Source organism: Halomonas sp. DN3, assembly GCF_024137905.1.
Classification (GTDB): domain Bacteria; phylum Pseudomonadota; class Gammaproteobacteria; order Pseudomonadales; family Halomonadaceae; genus Halomonas; species Halomonas litopenaei.
Genome location: NZ_CP099965.1, coordinates 1113399 through 1128810 on the forward strand (window position 1 = coordinate 1113399; position 15412 = coordinate 1128810).

A 15412-nucleotide genomic window follows, 5' to 3' on the forward strand; every position below is an offset into this window, starting at 1 on the left:
GTTGAAATCAAAATTAAGCTCTCACTTTGAAAATGTCAGTTTTTGGCCCGCTGTTTTTGGTTGTATCTAAAAAGCTCACGATAAGAGATATCAACTCCCCAGGACGGCGCGCATCAATCTCTTGTTTTGATGATATGGAATATATGTTGCCGCTCTTTGAAATTTCCGTGTTCCTGTCTTCTGTTGTTATACCGGATTCTGGACCAATTTTTCTTTCTATAAACATGCCGGTATCCATCTGCTTTATAAAATTTTTTTTCAAAATGGTGTTCTTTTTATCTCCCTCTCCAAGTTCCAATCTCAACCCTACCTCCATACTGTCCAGGTCTGGAACTTTGACCAAGATGGACACTTCTCTGAAGGTTCCTCTACGAACGCTTTCGCTAACTATTTCCCACATTCGCTCGTTGGGTATTCCACCACCATACTGCTCAACTAGGTCTTTAGCGGGATTTCTAATTAGCATCTCCACCGTCACGCCCTTGAACACCAGTTCCAGGCCATTCTGTTCCTCTTCCATGGAGTCGTAGGGCAGTACCTGGCCTTGCTCATCGCGAACGCCATATCGGCAGCGAGTCACCCAGATGGCGACGGCTCGGGCAACAAAGACGGTGAGGCTTGAGCTCATGATGATCTTGAATATGGAGAACGACACACCTGATGCGATAGCCCCTGCGCCGATGACGAAGGCGGCGGTACCTCCGGTGAAAACCAGTGCTGCCCCGACGAGGACCAGTGAAACAACGCCGTCGGCGATATCGATGGATCCACTATGCCGATACTTGTCCTGTACGCTTTCTGGTAGCCCCAACTTGGCGGCTCTTTTGGCGCTGGATTGTTTATTGATACCGTCTGCGATGCTGAGGATGGCAAGGGCCGCATCAATAGGCCCTTTGGTGACCTGAAGGAAACGATTCAGGGAGCTTAGGGCGGCATTGTTGCTTGCCATGAAGGTGGAAGCGAAGTCCAGGCTGTCAATGGCGACCAGGCTTAGCTTGCCCAGGGCGGTGGCGACCTGAATGGCATCGGGATCGTCCGACGTCGCCTCCCTGACAAGAACGGAGGCGTTGTTGTAGGCCACAAGACCCTTGGACAGGGCAAAGCTCTTGTTCCTGAGTCCACTCACAGAGGGGTGATTGCTTAACCTGATACCATCGGAGATGCTGGCGGCAATGCTGCGTGCGTTTTGTCTATCACCCCAATTACTTTTTTCCGCATCGCCTTCGTCGAAGTCATCGGTGGTAGCGTTGTAGCGCTCCAGAAAGTCCGGGGCTGTGGTATCGATGGGGATGACGACGATGATCTGGTGGTTGTTTTCGATATGGGTGACGGAGAAGTTGCCTCCCACGCCGTTGTCTTCGTGGAACTGCATGGCGTCGGGTGAAGGGGAGTTGGTATTGGCTCTTGGATAGAGTTGACGCGTGAGTGTATCTAACCAGTCATGAAAGTCCTTGCGGCCGACGGTGACGCTTGCCAATACCGGTAGGTGGCTGTACTGGGTGGTGTCATTGGGGTCCTGTGACGCCTGGATCTGCTGCACATCGTAACTGCCGGTAATGATCAATTGCTGATAACGATTGAAGCTCTCCAGTGCGTCACCAGAAGGAAGGTCCGCCAGTTCGATTGTGTTGTCGTCGTTGTTGCCATCTGTCGGGCCCTCACTGTCGCTGGCATGCGTGTCAGCGTTGGAGTTTGAGTCCGATGCCTGGGTGGTGATGGCTCGGGAGGCTTCCTGCATCGCCAGGCCATAGAGGCTGTCGCCCAAGGTCGTAGTGACGGCGGCCATGATGGTGTCGTAGCGAAACTCGCGCTCGTCTTTCAGCTGCTCACGATACTGCTCCCGCCATCTGAGCAAGACCCTGGGCGGGACGTAGGCTTTGGCCGGTAGCGCCTTGCGAACGGTAAGGGCGTCGTCGATCAAGCGACGCTGGTTGGAGAACATGGCCTTCATCAGCAATGAATCAGCTGAGTCGATGGCGCTGGCTAGCCCGTCCCACAACCATTTGCTGGCATCACTCAGAATGCCGCCCAGCAGTGCGTTGGACAGTACTCCGCTCAGTCCCAGTCCTGGTGCATAGATATCGTCGGAGTAGCGAACTGTGACGCGATCAAGGTGTGCTTCGACCCACAGGGAGTAGTCCTCATCAAAGGCTCTTACCAGTTGATTGATCCGCTCCACCAGCGCTTTGTACTTCGCCTTGAAGTCTTCAAGCTCGGGGTTGGTGGGTTTCCCTGTGTCGGGGTCTACGGGAGCGTCTGGCAAGGTATAGTAGTCCGCTAGCTCCTTGTTGTAGGCGGAGATAAGTTGCTCGGGTTCCTGGGTCAGCAGTTCGATGCTCCTTCTCTCTGCATCGATCTGACGCTGCAGGTCGCGCCTTTCAATACGTAGTGTTTCGATCCGCTGTCTATCTAGCCAGTTGGGGTCACCGTCGGAGCGTATCGCTTCGATCTGCCGATCGATCTGATCTATTCGTTGCTGCTTGGAGTCGATGGTCGTTTGGCTGGCCTCTTCAATCCGCTGGTTCATGGGGGCCTGGGCAATCTGCCGCTGAATTCGGTAATTTTCCTCGAAGATCTCGATGGCCTTGTAGCACAGCAGGTTGCGCCGATTCAGGTATCCCTGGGGGTCATACTGTTGAAGAAACTCCTCGAGCAGCTCCAATGGTCGCTGGCGGTATTTGTTGAGTTCGTTGATCAGACCGACTTCATCATGCACCGCCAGTACCAGACTCTTGTCCTTTAGTTGCTGCGAGGCGGCGCGAAGACGCTGTCCCATGGCTTGGCGCAGTTCCTCGCGGGTGAATAGCTGGCGGTTGCTCTGATCGGGCCAGAAAAAGGCCTCCATGCCGGCGGCATTGTCGCTGTATTCGGCGACCAGCGAGAGATCCTCGGCGCTGAAGGCAAAGGGTTGCTGGGTCTTGTTGTCGCGCCAGGCGGCGACGTCGAAGCGCTGCATGGCTACGTCGCGCATGCGCCGACCGTCACTGTGGGTGGCGGTGCGCAGGTGGTTGAGAAAGGTGATGGGAAGCGCGTGCTCGCTGTACAGATAGTAGATGTTGTTGGCGGTGTCGACGCTGTCCAGGGCGATGGTCGAAGCGCTGACCGTCTTGAAGCGCCGTTCCTCGTCGTTCAGCCCGCAGGCAAATTCGGGTTGTTCCGGGGAGGGGGGTGCCTCACTGACGGAAAACTGGTAGAACATGCCGTCGGTGGTGACCACATAGGCATACCAATTGTGGTTGACGCGATCTCCCGTCGTCTCGCCGTCGCTGGTATTGCGAGTGTTCTCGTCGTCAAGCACATAGAAGTAGCCGGGTCTGAGCTGGCGCAGGATATATTTGCTGACCTGGCTGTCGGTGGTGTCGCCCAGATAGCTGCGTACGGGTTCTCCCAGAGTGCGTGGTGACGTCCCCTGGTCGGTCACGGCCTGGTTGAGCCGGATATCGGTGAACTCCGTTATTCTGTCCGCCGGTAACTCGGTGAAGCCGGAGGTTATTGAGGTGCGCTCACACACAGTCAAGCGCACCGGCAGGATGGGGAGACCCACTCTCTCGCACAGAGGGCACTGTCCTGATTGCACTCCAGGTAGATCGATGCAGGCGTCATCAATCCGCTTGAGCAGGTCTGGATTGACCATGAGCCGTATTCCTCGTCCAGGTTGAGATCTCGTTCCATTCGGCAACCGGCAGGGCGGCGGTCAGATCGCCGTAGCGCTGGCTCGGGCCGATGCTTTCCAATAGGCGCTGCATGAAGGGGTGTCGGTGAAAGTCATCCCCCACGTGGAGGCCATGCAGGGCAAACCTTTGCTGGTCGGCTGGTGAGTGGAGTCCATGCCGTTCAGCAGTACGCATCAGCGCGTTGATACGCTCTGGTGATGCCTCCGCTGCACTGTCAGGCTCAAGTGAGCGCCACTTGTCGATCAGGTGATTGATGGTGCCGCTGCGTTTGAGCGAGGCCCATTGTTCCGGTGACAAGGTGAAGGGCGCTGGAGGCGGCTCCCGGGGAATCTCCATTTCACGCAGGACCTGCTGGTGGTCGAAATAGAACCAGCCGGTGAAGGGGTGCAATAGCAGGGTTTTCTGACCGGGTTCCAGCAGGAAGGCCAGCAACTCCATCACCCTTGGATCGAAAAAACGCAGAAGGCATGTCTTGCCTTCGGGACTGGTCACCGTCAGTTGGCGTTCGATCCACCGACTCAGGGAGATCGTCAGGACCGACGAGGTGACCAAGGCGCAAAACCCGCTTGGCTCCGTGCGCTTGCTTGGTAGGCTGCTACGTTGCTGCGCTACCAGCTCGGGGATGTCGATGTCCCGCACCTCCAGCGGCTTGAGGTATAGCCGCCGCCATGGAGGCAGGTCGATAAAGGGGTTGGCGATGATGCGGAACTGTCTGGTCGCCAGTTCCAGTTCGTCGCAGGAAAGTTGCATGCGCTCGTCCTGGGAAGGATCGATCAGCGCGTAGAGCCTGGAGGTGCTGGCCTGCAGACGAAGGCGCTGGAGTGTGTTGTCAGTTGAGCTTGCCGGTTCGCTCGACATCAGTTGCCCTCCACGATGCCGCCGCCGTCCTTGCTGGCCTGGCCGTTGCTGCGTGGGCAGATTTTCGGCGCGAAGTCCGGCAGGTAGGGAAGCGCGGGATCCAGCGACGAAGGCCCGGCCAAGCTGTGCGTGGTGGCCTTGAGGCTGACAAGGCCGGGGCCGTGGATCTGGATTTCGCCGTCCTTGATGCGCAGGACGCCTCCGCCGCTGGTGAACTCGATGCCCTGGGCGGCCTCGATATGCACCTTGCCCTCGGTGGAGGTGATGGAGAGGGTCTTTTCCGCGCTTAGCACCATCTGGTCGCTCTGCGCCTGTACTTCTACCTTGCCTTGCGCGGCGAACAGCTTGATGCCGGCTCGCTGCACGAACAGCGACAGTCGCTCGCGAATTGTCGCCACCAGGCTGCGTCCGCTGGCCAGGTTGATGTCTTCGCCACAACTGGCGCTGAACGACTCGTGCTGGGCGAGGTGTGTCGATGCGGGAGTACTCAAGACGATGCCGGCCGGTGAGGCAAGATGCAGCCAGGGTTGCTTGAGACCGGATGCCTGTCCGGTGCCTGCCTGGCTGCCGGCCTCGGCGGTGGACTGCTCGTCGTCATCGGCTGCTCGACTGCTTGGTTCGCCGTAGATCTGCCGGGTGTCCTCGGCAGCCTGCTTGAGGTCGAGGCGAGTCTCCAGCACATCGGCGCCGTGTTCCATGGCGCTCTTGCTCAGGCGATCGGACAGGTGCCAGGCACTGGACAGTTCCTGATGGATGGGCCCTGTCGCAAGCTGGTCGCCTGCAGCCCCCAGCTGCCCCCAACTGGTCAGCAGCAGCCCCTGATTCGCGCGGATTGCGCCATAGGCATCGCTACGCAGTTCGAAGCCGGTGCCACGAAAGTCACCGCGGGTGTTGCCGTGCTGATGTATCAGGTAGCCCAGATTGAGCTGGCTCTTGGCGTGCTCCGAGTTGAGGCGGATACGCTCCTGGTCGGTGGCGTCGTCAAACACCAGTTCGTTGTAGTTGCTGCCTCGGTAGGTCTTCGACTTGATGCCCGAAAGCAGACCGTTGGAATGCCACTCGGGTTGTGCATCACCGTTGTAGACCCGGCCGGTAACGAGGGGTCGGTCCGGATCGCCCTCGAGGAAGTCGACGATGACCTCCTGGCCGATACGTGGCACGAACACGGAACCCCAGCTGGCGCAGGCATTGGCTTCGGACACCCGTAACCAGCAACTGGAACGATCGTCGTGCTGTCCGTTACGATCCCAATGGAACTGCACCTTGACGCGGTTGAGGCGGTCGGTATGGATCTCTTCGCCTTCGGGGCCGACGACGATGGCAGTGTGGGGGCCACCGACAACGGGGCGCGGATGATCCAGTGTGGATCGAAAGGGAACGACGGTGCGCTGCGCCTCGAAGTCAACCAGGTAGTGGCCGGTGCCGGCACGCTGGTAGTCGTCTTGGTGAGGGCTCTCGTCCTGCAGACCGTGGGCGCTTCTTGCCTGATCCAGGGCTTGCTGCAGGCTGCCCGGCAGGGTGCTGAGGTGGGCGGATACCGGCAGGGCGTTCTCGGCCTGGATATTGAGGTCGAGCACGACGAATTCACGCTCGCTGGCATCGCCGTGCAGGTGACGTTCGTGTTGTTCCAGCGAGAAGATATGGCCAGCCTGCAACTGTCGTGTGCCGCCGGCGCCTCGGAAACGCTTGGCCAGGGATTCCACCGCCTGCAGGCGGTTGTCCACCAGGGTACGGCCGCGATCGAAGGTATCGTAGTAGTAGGCCCCGGGATAGTCGTAGAACTCCTGGGGACTGAGATTTCCCTGGTCGGGCAGGGTATCCAGTGCGTATTGGCGAGGCCGTGATGGTTGCCGGTAGTCGCAGGTGCCGATGGTCATGCGGGTCGGTTGCTGGCGACGGTTACCTCCCCACTGAGTGATGCTGTCCTGGTGCTCCGTGGCGGCTTGACGGTGATAGCGAATCGCCCTGGGGGAGACCGCCGGACAGACGGTGAGGTCGTCGGTGATCACCATGCGATGCCCTGGATAGCGGTCCTGATCGGCGCTGTGTTCGAAGAAGTAGTAGAGGCCTTCCTGCTGCATCAGCCGGCTGATGAAGTGGAAGTCACTTTCGCGGTACTGAACGCAATAGCTGCGGGCCGCATACGGGCGCTCGCTGCGGATGAGCCAGCGTCCGTTGGCCATGTCGTAAGCCGAGAATACCGTTTCCAGAATATCCAGCACGTTCATGTCCTGGAAAATGCGGCTGTCCTGACCGAGTTGCAGGAGCGACAGCCAGGGCACTATCCCGAGCTGGTAGTAGAAGACTCCGCCATCCTCTCCCAGTAGCGCTGCCGTATCGACGAAGCCTGATCGTCGTTGATAGCTGCCGTCTGCCTGGCGAATGTCGAGCTCGGCCGGCATTGCCAGCAGGTGCTTGAGCTCAATATCTCCGTGTTGGCAAATGCAGTCGAGGGTGTAGCGGAAGGGGTGGGACATTCGCTCATTGCCCACCAGTCGATGGGGAATCAGTGGATGCTTGCCGACGCTGAGTTTCAGCAGTCGTTCGTCCTGCGTGAGTTCCGTATCGAACAGTGATCCCAGCCAGCGGCCCGAGCCATTCTCCATTGCTTTGCGCTCCCTGTGCGTGTCCATGCCCACGCTTCCGCCAGAACGTGTCCGGGAACGCTCTTCAGGTGTGTCGAACTTCGGGTCGGACTTGTACGGGGCGAGCGACGGCGAACCGTTATCTAATGGTTACGGCTACATTAGGCATCATCGGTTGCCTGGGGGAATCGGTGATATGGATGGATGAATGGAAGCGGTGGATTTGTAAGAAGATCAGTACAAACTAACCGGGAGTGACGAAGTGGCTCGCGCGGTATCTCTGGCGGGGACGTGGCGGCTCAAGGCGGCAACATTCTAAAGAGCCAGAACCATTTCATATGTCATCTATGCTGATAGGCTCCGTGCCGGTGCGCTGGGGAAGCTGTCCTGGATGGAGAAGATGTCTCTGGCCGAGGGGCCGGCCGCCTTCGAGGAACTGGCAAGCTGGCGCAGCCGACAGGCGACTGTCTGAGCGAATGGATAGCTGAGTGAGCGCTTGTTCAGGCTCGAAAGAGAGGTTGGTGGCAGTCACTAATCCGCGTTGTTTCTCTTCAGAGGTTGCCTTCAGGGTGTGATCACGCCGCCAGGCCGGGCACGCCGGGCCTGGGAGGCTCGGAAGGGCATAAGGTTACACCCCGCTTCGTGTCGGTTCTCTTAATGGATTCAGGTGGTTGCTTTCACATTGCAGTGCACAAATTACTGGCGATCCCCTCTTGTGCAGACTAGCCACAAGAGGTAACACTGGTAGGAATGACAACAAGAAACCATAACAAGCAATCGTAATAACGTTGGCCACATGGGAGATCCATCGTGAAGATAGGAGCACCAAGGGAGCGGCATAAGGGCGAGGCGCGTGTCGCGCTGACGCCCGAGAGCGCCGGACACATTCAGAAGCTGGGTCACGAGTGCCTGATCGAGACGGGCGCAGGTGAGCTTGCCGGCTTTACCGACGCCGCCTATGAAGAGGCCGGTGTCACTATCGTCGACAGCATGGAGGCGGTATTCGAGCAGGCCGACGTGGTCGTCAAGGTGCGCGAGCCACAGAAGGAAGAGTCCGACCTGCTGCGCCAGGGCCAGACCCTGATCAGCTTCTTCTGGCCGGCCCAGAACGAGGAGATGCTCGAGACCTGCAAGGACAAGGGTGCCAGCGTCGTCGCCATGGACATGGTGCCGCGGATTTCCCGCGCCCAGAAGATGGATGCGCTGTCCTCCACCGCCAACATCGCCGGCTATCGCGCGGTGATCGAGGCAGGCAACCAGTTCGGGCGCTTCTTCACCGGTCAGGTCACCGCCGCGGGCAAGGTGCCGCCGGCCAAGGTGCTGATCATCGGTGCCGGCGTTGCCGGTCTTGCCGCCATCGGTACCGCCACCAGCCTTGGTGCGGTGGTGCGTGCCTTCGACGTGCGCCCCGAGGTCTCCGAGCAGATCGAGTCCATGGGCGCCGAGTTCCTGTTCCTCGATTTCGAGGACTCCCAGGACGGCTCCGAAAGCGGTGGCTATGCGGCGCCCTCCAGCCCCGAGTTCCGCGAAAAGCAGCTCGAGCTGTTCCGTCAGCAGGCCCCCGAGGTGGATATCGTCATCACCACCGCCCTGATCCCCGGACGCCCGGCTCCCAAGCTGTGGCTCGAGGACATGGTCAAGGCGATGAAGCCTGGCTCTGTGGTGGTCGACCTGGCCGCCGAGAAGGGCGGCAACTGCGACCTGACCAAGCCTGATGAGCGCGTGGTCACCGACAACGGCGTCATCGTGGTCGGCTATACCGACTTCCCGTCGCGCATGGCTACCCAGTCGTCGCTGCTGTACTCGACCAATATCCGTCACATGCTGACCGATCTGACGCCGGAGAAGGACGGCAAGATCGTTCACGACATGGAAGATGATGTGATCCGTGGCGCGACCGTCACCCACCAGGGTGAGGTCACCTTTCCGCCGCCTCCGCCCAAGGTCAAGGCCATCGCCGCGGCCAAGCCGAAGCCCAAGGAGAAGGAGCCGACACCGGAGGAGCGCAAGGCTGCCGAACACGCTGCCTTCATGAAGCAGACCAAGAGCCAGGTCACCATGCTGGCGGTCGGCGGCATCGTCATGGGGCTGCTCGGTCTGGTGGCGCCGGCGTCCTTCATGCAGCACCTTATCGTCTTCGCGCTGGCCTGCTTCGTCGGTTTTCAGGTCATCTGGAACGTCAGTCACTCTCTGCACACGCCGCTGATGGCGGTGACCAATGCGATTTCCGGGATCATCATCCTCGGTGCCGTGCTCCAGGTGGGCTCGGGTAGCTGGTTGGTCGCCTTGCTGGCGGGCATCTCGGTGCTGATCGCTTCCATCAACGTCGTGGGTGGCTTCCTGGTGACACGCCGGATGCTGGCCATGTTCCAGAAGTCCTGAACCGCGGAGAGACGAAATGCTAGGACAACAATTCGTAACCGCCGCGGCGATCGCGGCGAGTGTGCTGTTCATCCTCTCGCTGGGGGGACTGAGCAATCAGGAAAAGGCCAAGCGCGCGGTGTGGTACGGCATCGTCGGTATGGGCCTGGCGGTGTTCTCCGTCATGCTCGGCCCGAACATCGGCAACTACTGGCTGATGATCCCCTTGATGATCGTCGGTGCCGTGGTCGGCACCATGGTGGCTAAGCGGGTCGAGATGACCCAGATGCCGCAGCTGGTGGCGGCGCTGCACTCCTTCGTCGGTCTGGCGGCGGTGTTCGTCGGCTGGAACGCCGAGATGGAACGTGCCCGGGTGCTGGCGCTGAAGGCGGCCGGTGAGTCCCTCGACGGCCTGTCGGCGTTCGCCGCTACTCTGGCCTACAAGACACCTGCCGAGCTGACCTTCCTGCAGGTCGAGGTGGTGCTGGGCGTGTTCATCGGTGCGGTGACCTTCACCGGCTCGGTGATCGCCTTCGGCAAGCTGGCCGGCAAGATCGACGGCAAGCCGAAGAAGTACCCCGGCGGTCATGCCCTGAACGCCGGTGCGGCGATTCTCTCGCTGGTGCTGGCCATCGCCTACCTCAACGGTGCCGGCTTCTGGACACTGTTGCTGATCGCTCTGCTCGCCTTCTTCATCGGCTGGCACCTGATCCTCGGCATCGGCGGCGCCGACATGCCGGTGGTGGTGTCGATGCTCAACAGCTACTCGGGCTGGGCCGCGGCCGCTATCGGCTTCACCCTGTCCAATGACCTGCTGATCGTCACCGGTGCGCTGGTGGGCTCCTCCGGTGCCATCCTGTCGTACATCATGTGCAAGGCGATGAACCGCAACTTCGTCAGCGTCATCCTCGGTGGCTTCGGCGGTACCCAGGGGCCGGCCCAGGAGATCGAGGGCGAGCAGGTGTCGATCGACGCCGGTGGCGTCAGCAGCGCCCTCAACGACGCCGACAGCGTGATTATCGTTCCGGGTTATGGCATGGCGGTGGCCCAGGCCCAGAACGCGGTCAGCGAACTGGTGCGCAAGCTGCGCTCCGCCGGCAAGGAGGTGCGCTTCGGCATCCACCCGGTGGCGGGTCGTCTGCCGGGCCACATGAACGTGCTTCTGGCCGAGGCCAAGGTACCCTACGATATCGTGCTGGAGATGGACGAGATCAATGATGACTTCGCTTCCACCGACGTGGTCATCATCATCGGCTCCAACGACATCGTGAACCCGGCCGCCCAGGAAGACCCCAATAGCCCCATCGCCGGCATGCCGGTGCTCAAGGTGTGGGAGTCCAAGCAGGTGTTCGTGTGCAAGCGTGGTCAGGGAACCGGCTACTCGGGCATCGAGAACCCGCTGTTCTTCAAGGAGAACACCCGGATGTTCTACGGCGATGCCCGGGCCAGTATCGATTCGCTGATTCCGCTGATCGACTGAGCTGCGTGTAGTACAGGGCTCCTCTTTGGAGGGGCCCGAAGACGCCCCTGTTTAAAGAGGCCCGAAGACGTCCCTCCTTGTAGGGGCCCGAAGACGCCCCTCTTCAAGGGGGCGAATAGACGCCCCTCTTCACAGGGGCCCGACGACGCCCCTTTCGAGGGGCGTTGCTCGTTGTGGCACCAGGTCAGTCAAAGTGGCGACGAGATCCCTCGTCGTGACGTCAGATTCGGTACAATCCACCAAGACTCATCGACTGCGGAGCAAGCATGACCGACATGGACACCAGGGTGGCGGTGCTGGGGGGCGGGAGCTTCGGCACCGCGCTGGCCAGCATCGCCGCCGATAACGGCTTCCACGTGCGCCAATGGCTCAGGGACGGCGCGCTGGTGGAAAGCATCAATCGTGATCATCGCAATCCGCGCTACCTGCCCGACTACGCCATCAACCCCAGGGTCGAGGCGTCCACCGAACTTGAGTGGGTGCTCGAGGAGGCCATCCTGGTGCTGGTGGCGATTCCCTCCAAGGCCTTCGCCGAGGTGGTGCGCCAGGCACGTCCCTGGCTCAAGCCCGAGCAGATTCTGGTCAGCACCACCAAGGGTATCCAGGAGGATGGCTTCAAGCTGATGAGCCAGATCCTCGAGGACGAGACGGGGTTTGCCCACGTGGGCGTGCTGTCCGGGCCCAACCTGGCCTCCGAGGTGGCCCAGAAGCAGCTCACCGCCACGGTGATCGCCAGCCACGACGCCGAGACGCGATCCCGCGTGCAGGCGGCGCTGGGCTGTGACTATTTCCGCGTCTACGCCAGCAATGACCGCTACGGGGTCGAGCTTGGCGGTGCGCTCAAGAACATCTACGCCATCGCCGCCGGCATGGCAGCGGCGCTGGGCATGGGCGAGAACACCCGCAGCATGCTGATGACCCGTGCACTGGCCGAGATGAGCCGATTCGCCGTATCCCAGGGCGCCAATCCGATGACCTTCCTGGGGCTGGCCGGCGTCGGCGACCTGATCGTGACCTGCTCGTCGGAACTGTCGCGCAACTATCGCGTCGGCTTCGCGATGGGAAAGGGCCAGAGCCTGGACGAGGCGGTGGCGTCTCTCGGCCAGGTGGCCGAAGGGGTCAATACCGTCAAGCTGGTGCGCGACAAGGCCGACGCCGAAGGCGTCTACATGCCGTTGGCGGAAGGGCTCTATCAGGTGTTGTTTCGCGGCGTGCCGGCCCGTGACATGGCCAAGCTGCTGATGCGCGGCGAGCAGAGCAGCGACGTCGAGTTCGTGCTCCCCCGCGAGGACGTCAAGCAGGACCGGCGACAGACGGAGGCCAAGAATGGCGGATAGACTCTGGATCATGCGTCACGGCGAGGCCACTCCGGGCTTTCCCGACGAGGCGCGCAGGCTGACCACCCGCGGCGAGGACGAAGCTCGCGCCATGGGCCGCTGGCTGGCGAGTCGTGACGACATCGACTGGGGCCGGCTCAAGGTGCTGGCCAGTCCCTACGTGCGTGCTCAGCAGACCGCCGCCCTGGTGCTGGAAGCACTGCCGGACGAGGTGAGTCTCGATACCCTGGACATCATCACCCCCGACGATTCCCCCGAGGCCGTGGTGGACTGGCTGACGCTGGAAAGCGACGAGGGCCCGCTGCTGCTGGTCAGCCATATGCCGTTGGTCGCGGCCCTGACCGGGCTGCTGGCGGAGGGCAGGGCAGGGGCCGGGGTGGGCTTTGTCACCGCGGCAATCGCCGAACTGGAAGCCGATGTCAGAGCTGCTGGTTGTGCGCGGCTGGTGGGCATGACCACGCCATCGTCACTTCGCTGACCCTGACCGCAGTGGTTGGCGTGGTGCAAGCGACGTGTCTGCCATATTTCGCACTCGATAGAACGGGCCCGTCACTGGCGGGCTTTCACCTGAAGGGACGCCCATGAGCTTTTTCGTCAACAACCGCATCTTCGTCAATCCGGGCTTCGAGGACGAGTTCGAAGAGCGCTTTCGCCGTCGCGCCGGAGAGATCGATAAGCAGCCGGGCTTTGTCGCCATGCGTGTGCTGAGGCCACTGGGCAACCAGGCGCCCTACGTGGTGGAGACCCAGTGGGAGAGCCAGGCGGCGTTTCGTGCCTGGGTCGGCAGCGACGACTTCAAGCGTGCCCACGCCAACCCGCTGCCGGCAGAGGCCACCCGCGAGGGCGGCGGTATCGAGCAGTTTGAGGTGGTCGAGGGGACTGAAGCCAAGGGCTGAACTAGGCACTTTTCAGACAAGCCCTAGATCAGCCCGTTGAGCCGCAGGGCGAAGACCCCCACCGTCACGCTGATGCTGGCCACCAGGGTGGTGAGGGCGATGATATTGGCCGTCAGAATTTCATCGCCGCCCATGGCCTTGGCCATCACAAAGGCCGCCGCCGCGGTGGGGCTTGCGAAGAACAGAAACAGCACGCCCAGCTCGGCACCACGAAAGCCAAGCCCCAGCGCCGCCAGGGTGGCCACCAGCGGGATCACCACCATCTTGGCGAGGCTTGCGCTGACGGCGGTGCGATAGCTGGTCTTGAGCGCCCGGGTGGAGATGGTGGCGCCGATGCAGATCAGCGCCAGCGGCAGGGTCAAGGAGGCAAAGTAGTCACCGGTGGTCTCGATCCACTCGGGCAGACTGACCTGCAGCGCCGCCAGGGGCGTGGCGACCACCACCGCCAGGATCAGCGGATTGGTCAGGATATGGCGGAAGATGCTGTTCCAGTCGATGGCCTTGCGCCGGCCGTCCTCGTCCAGTTGGTACGCCGCCAGCACCACCACCGACAGCACGTTGTAGCAGAGGATTACCACCCCCAGCAGCAGACTCCCCAGCGACAGCCCCACCTCGCCGTACATGCCGTGGGCGAGTGCCAGGCCGACCACCCCGCAGTTGCCGCGAAAGGCGCCCTGTACATAGACCCCGCGCTGGTGACGCTTCACCCGAAGCGCAGCGTAGCCCCAGGCGAGCACGAAGCTTGCAATGGTGGCCAGTGCGAAGAAGGCCAGCATCCAGGGGTTCAGGGTGCGTTCCAGATCGGCGCGGATCAGGCTGAGAAAGAGCATGGCCGGCAGGGTGGCGCGAAACACCAGTCGCGACGCCGTATTGACGAAGGCCTGATCGATCCAGCCGAGTCGCTTGAGCGCAATGCCGATAAACACCATGGCAAACACCGGCAGGCTGATGTTGAGCGTCGACAGGAAGACATCGATCAATGACATGGGCGCGCTGTGAAGCCTCTTGATGGTGGCGCCGGGTCGTCCACAAGGGATCAGAGAGGTGCGCCTTGAACTTTGGTCTCAATTTACCATAGCGTCCCTTGTCAGTCCTGAAACAAGTCGCTAACTTGTACTTTGTATGATGTATGACATGACGGGGAGTCGAAACCCTCATGTCCGTTCACGACGAAGACAGGAGGACGTTTCGGTGAAATTTTCCCATGCACAGGTCAAGCAGGCGATCAGCGATGGTCTGCTGTCCTTTCCGGTCACGGACTTCGACGCCGAAGGACGTTTCGACGCCGAGAGTTATCGCGCGCGTCTCGAGTGGTTCATCAGTCACGAGATTTCGGCGGTGTTCGTCGCCGGTGGCACCGGCGAGTTCTTCAGCCTGTCGCTGGAAGAATTCCGTGCGATCGTCCGTCTGGCCGTGGAAGTCGTCGATGGCAAGCTGCCGGTGATCGCCAGCGCCGGTCTGAGCGTGGCCACCGGTTCCGAGTTCGCCCGCATCGCCGAGGAAGAGGGCGCCGACGGTATCCTGCTGATGCCGCCTTACCTGACCGAGTGTCCCCAGGACGGCCTGGTGGAATACGCCAGCCGGATCTGCCAGTCCACCAGTATCAGCGTGATCTACTACAACCGTGGCAACGGCGTACTCAACGCTCAGTCCGCCAAGCGGCTGGCCGACGCCAACCCCAACCTGGTGGGGCTCAAGGACGGCAAGGGCGACATGCAGGCGCTCAACCGCGTGATCAAGACCGTCGGCGATCGACTGGCTTACGTCGGTGGCGTGCCCACCGCCGAGATCATCGCCGAGGCCTACCTGGCGGTGGGCGTAAACACCTACTCCAGCGCGGTGTTCAACTTCGTGCCGGACATGGCGGTGACCTTCTACAAGGCCCTGCGTGCCGGCGACAGCGACACCGTGCGCAAGATCTCCCGCGAGTTCTTCCTGCCCTTTGTCGCCCTGCGTGACCACAAGGCAGGCTACGCCGTCAGCCTGATCAAGGCCGGCACCGACCTGATCGGCCGTCCGTCCGGCGCGGTGCGTGCCCCGCTGGAAATGCCAAGCGATGAAGAGCGCAAGCAGCTCGAGCAGCTGATCGAGCGCGCCCGATCCTTCTGACCGAGGACGGTCGCTAGCGCTACGGTGTAGACCGCCCCTCGATCTGGCCCTTCGTCACGATCCTCCCGTATCGAAGGGCACCACTCGTCCAGCCACCAACAACCATTTCAAT

General features: G+C 61.2%; 10 protein-coding genes. 6 read left to right on the plus strand and 4 right to left on the minus strand.

What is annotated here, in order from left to right:
* Nucleotides 1-13 precede the first annotated feature (13 nt).
* From NKF27_RS05000 to NKF27_RS05010, 3 genes are read right to left on the minus strand one after another with little or no spacing between them, the layout of a single operon-like run.
* A complete protein-coding gene (locus NKF27_RS05000) occupies nucleotides 14-3634 on the minus strand; it encodes a T6SS effector BTH_I2691 family protein (RefSeq protein WP_253555573.1) in 3621 nt (1206 codons plus the stop codon).
* On the minus strand, nucleotides 3603-4532 hold the full coding sequence (locus NKF27_RS05005; RefSeq protein WP_253555575.1) for a DUF4123 domain-containing protein: 930 nt from the start codon (nucleotides 4530-4532) through the stop codon (nucleotides 3603-3605). The genes NKF27_RS05000 and NKF27_RS05005 overlap by 32 nt, the downstream gene beginning before the upstream one ends.
* A complete protein-coding gene (locus tag NKF27_RS05010) occupies nucleotides 4532-7138 on the minus strand; it encodes a type VI secretion system Vgr family protein (RefSeq protein ID WP_253555576.1) in 2607 nt (868 codons plus the stop codon). The genes NKF27_RS05005 and NKF27_RS05010 overlap by 1 nt, the downstream gene beginning before the upstream one ends.
* A gap of 789 nt (nucleotides 7139-7927) precedes the next feature.
* On the opposite strand from NKF27_RS05010, the gene NKF27_RS05015 reads away from it, so the two are divergent.
* The 5 genes from NKF27_RS05015 (at nucleotide 7928) to NKF27_RS05035 (ending at nucleotide 13191) form a co-directional block, all read left to right on the plus strand.
* Complete coding sequence (locus NKF27_RS05015) at nucleotides 7928-9499, plus strand: Re/Si-specific NAD(P)(+) transhydrogenase subunit alpha (RefSeq protein WP_108131474.1); 1572 nt, start codon at nucleotides 7928-7930, stop codon at nucleotides 9497-9499.
* 16 nt (nucleotides 9500-9515) lie between these two features.
* Nucleotides 9516-10958: an NAD(P)(+) transhydrogenase (Re/Si-specific) subunit beta gene (locus NKF27_RS05020; protein ID WP_045991814.1), complete on the plus strand. Its 1443-nt coding sequence runs from the start codon at nucleotides 9516-9518 to the stop codon at nucleotides 10956-10958.
* A 266-nt stretch (nucleotides 10959-11224) separates the two neighbouring features.
* Complete coding sequence (locus tag NKF27_RS05025) at nucleotides 11225-12295, plus strand: NAD(P)H-dependent glycerol-3-phosphate dehydrogenase (protein ID WP_045991813.1); 1071 nt, start codon at nucleotides 11225-11227, stop codon at nucleotides 12293-12295.
* Complete coding sequence (gene sixA / locus NKF27_RS05030) at nucleotides 12285-12773, plus strand: phosphohistidine phosphatase SixA (protein ID WP_045991812.1); 489 nt, start codon at nucleotides 12285-12287, stop codon at nucleotides 12771-12773. Before NKF27_RS05025 ends, sixA begins: the two co-directional genes overlap by 11 nt.
* A 103-nt stretch (nucleotides 12774-12876) precedes the next feature.
* Nucleotides 12877-13191: an antibiotic biosynthesis monooxygenase gene (locus NKF27_RS05035; RefSeq protein WP_045991811.1), complete on the plus strand. Its 315-nt coding sequence runs from the start codon at nucleotides 12877-12879 to the stop codon at nucleotides 13189-13191.
* Between the two features lie 23 nt (nucleotides 13192-13214).
* Here the strand turns inward: NKF27_RS05035 and NKF27_RS05040 are convergent, their stop codons facing one another.
* Nucleotides 13215-14177 carry an AEC family transporter gene (locus tag NKF27_RS05040; RefSeq protein ID WP_222515523.1) on the minus strand — a complete coding sequence of 321 codons (963 nt, stop codon included), beginning with the start codon at nucleotides 14175-14177 and terminating at the stop codon, nucleotides 13215-13217.
* A 205-nt stretch (nucleotides 14178-14382) separates the two neighbouring features.
* On the opposite strand from NKF27_RS05040, the gene kdgD reads away from it, so the two are divergent.
* Nucleotides 14383-15300 (plus strand): 5-dehydro-4-deoxyglucarate dehydratase, encoded by a 918-nt coding sequence (kdgD, locus tag NKF27_RS05045; protein WP_253555577.1) that lies wholly within the window; start codon nucleotides 14383-14385, stop codon nucleotides 15298-15300.
* The last annotated feature ends 112 nt before the right edge of the window (nucleotides 15301-15412 follow it).